Below are 1,673 nucleotides of genomic sequence, written 5' to 3' on the forward strand. Positions count from 1 at the left end.
GTGCCTCCGGCGAGCTCCGAGATAGGACGGGACCCCTCGTAGGTCAGCACCTTGGTCTCGCCCGCGAGGCAGTGAAAGAAGTTTCTGCTCGGGTTGACGTTGAAGCTCGGCGACTTCTCGTCGTGGTAGGGGCACAAGCCCTTCAGCGAGCCGCCGCCGGCGTTGCGCAGGGTGACGTAGTCGCCCACGACCTCCTCGATACGGGACTTCTCGCGAACGTCTGCGATGTCCTCCTCGCGGATCCGGCCTGCCACGAGCGCGATCCTACGGGGCGGCGCCCGCCGACGGGCAGGCCGTCGGGATCAGCCTGTGGACAGGCGTGCGTGCCGGGCGACCGCGCTCGGGTCGGTCAGCGAGGCGACCTGGTCGATCACCACGCGCAGCCGCGCTGCATCGTCGGCGGCCTCGGCCCAGTCGTCGGCGAACGGGCGGTCCAGCGACTCGGGCGCGCGGGCGGCGACGGCCTCGACGAGCTCGGCGAGCAGCTCGCGCTGGCGCTCCATGATCGCGATCCGGTCGGCGGTCTGCATCACGTAGTGGGCGGCGACCGCCTTGAGCACCGTGATCTCGACCCACGTCGTCCGCGGCACGACCAGGTCGGCGCCGTAGCGCGCCATCGGGGCCCCGCCGGCCGCGAACGTCGCGGCCTGGACGTCGCCGCAGAACCGGCCGATCACGTCGCTGGTGAGGTTCTTCAGCGCAGCCAGGCTGCGGCGGCTGCCGTCGTACGGCGTGGTCGGCCAGCTGCCCACGGTGCGCAGTCGCGCCAAGCCCGCGTCCAGCTCGTCGTCAGAGGCATCGGGGAGGTACCACTCGCGCAGGGTCTGCCACACGCCCGCCGTGTCGAGCCGGGTCAGGTCGACGTGCCCGGCGACGGTGCCGTCCTCGACGTCGTGCACCGAGTAGGCGACGTCGTCGGCGAGATCCATCACCTGGGCCTCGAGGCAACGTCTTGTTCCCTGGGCGTCGGCGCGGAGCCAGTCGAAGGTGCCGCGGTCGTCGGCGTACACCCCGAACTTGAGCGGGTCCGGTCCTTCTCCGCGAGCCCACGGGTACTTGGTGCAGGCGTCCAGCGTGGCGCGGGTGAGGTTGAGGCCGACCGAGGCGCCCTGGGCGTCGAACGTCTTGGCCTCGAGCCGGGTCAGCACCCGCAGGGTCTGGGCGTTGCCCTCGAACCCGCCACAGGACTGTGCGATCTCGGCCAGGACGCGCTCGCCGTTGTGGCCGAACGGCGGGTGGCCGAGGTCGTGGGCCAGCGCCGCGGTCTCGGCGATGTCGGGCTGGCTGCCGAGCGCGCGCGACAGGTCGCGCGCGACCTGGGCGACCTCGAGGCTGTGGGTGAGCCGGTTGCGGACGAAGTCGTCGGACGCCGGCCCGACGACCTGCGTCTTCGCCGCCAGGCGGCGCGACGAGGCGGCGTGCACGACGCGCGCCCGGTCGCGCTCGAACGGCGTGCGCTCGGGCGCCTCCACGCGCTTGGGCGGCTCGTCGACGAGGCGCTCGCGCGACCGCGCGTCGTAGAGGTCGAAATCGTTCAGGGGGGCGTCCATCGAGGCGTCCATCGCAGCGAGCCTAGGGCAGGTTCGGTTGCCAGGATCGAAACGTGTCGGCAACCCGGACCACACCTGCAACGACCACTGCCACCACTAGCGTCGGAGCATAGATCGGAAGAG

General features: G+C 71.7%; 2 protein-coding genes. Both read right to left on the reverse strand.

Annotated elements, in window-relative coordinates; genetic code table 11:
* Positions 1-254: CHC2 zinc finger domain-containing protein (locus VOI19_RS19185; protein ID WP_323794525.1), on the reverse strand; the 254-nt coding region annotated here is incomplete at its 3' end.
* 48 nt (positions 255-302) lie between these two features.
* Positions 303-1,562 carry a deoxyguanosinetriphosphate triphosphohydrolase gene (locus VOI19_RS19190; protein WP_323794526.1) on the reverse strand — a complete coding sequence of 420 codons (1,260 nt, stop codon included), beginning with the start codon at positions 1,560-1,562 and terminating at the stop codon, positions 303-305.
* Positions 1,563-1,673 lie beyond the last annotated feature (111 nt).

The organism is Nocardioides sp., assembly GCF_034670285.1.
Taxonomy (GTDB): Bacteria; Actinomycetota; Actinomycetes; order Propionibacteriales; family Nocardioidaceae; genus Nocardioides.